The organism is Virgibacillus carmonensis, from assembly GCF_057836705.1.
Genome location: NZ_JBYQFJ010000137.1, coordinates 1 through 735 on the forward strand (window position 1 = coordinate 1; position 735 = coordinate 735).

1 protein-coding gene is annotated in these 735 nt (G+C 42.3%); it reads left to right on the plus strand.

The genetic code is table 11. The features are described 5' to 3' along the window. Window positions 1-735: biotin synthase BioB (bioB, locus tag AC3G7N_RS20945; RefSeq protein ID WP_489424088.1), on the plus strand; the 735-nt coding region annotated here is incomplete at both ends.

Sequence of the window (735 nt, forward strand, 5' to 3'; positions counted from 1 at the left end):
TTAGAAAACACTATTATGGCAACAAAGTGAAATTAAACATGATTATTAATACAAAGTCCGGTGCATGTCCGGAAAACTGCGGGTATTGTGCACAATCAAGGGATTCTACTAATCCAATCGAGAAATATCGAATGATGCATAAGGACACAATTGTCCAAGGAGCGGAACGAGCACACCAACTAAATTCCGGAACCTACTGTATCGTGGCAAGTGGACGTGGTCCGACCACACGTGAATTAAATCAGGTCACAACAGCCGTAAAAGAAATTAAACAAAAATATGATTTAAAGGTTTGCGCATGCCTTGGGATACTGAAACCTGGACAAGCCGAGCAGTTAAAAGAGGCAGGTGTTGACCGCTACAATCACAATATAAACACTTCTGAAAAACACCATCCTAACATTACAACGAGTCACACTTATCAGGATCGGGTAGCAACGGTTAACAAGGCAAAAAGTGCAGGAATATCTCCCTGCTCCGGTGTTATTGTCGGAATGAAGGAAACAAAACAGGATGTCATACTTATGGCAATTGCATTGAAGGAACTGGATGCTGATTCAATACCAGTCAATTTTCTGCATGCAATGGATGGTACCTTACTGGAGGGGACCGATGAACTAACACCAGTATACTGCCTGAAAGTATTGGCATTGTTTCGTTTTATAAACCCAACGAAGGAAATCCGAATTTCCGGCGGGCGTGAAGTAAACCTAAGAAGCTTGCAGCCACTCGGTT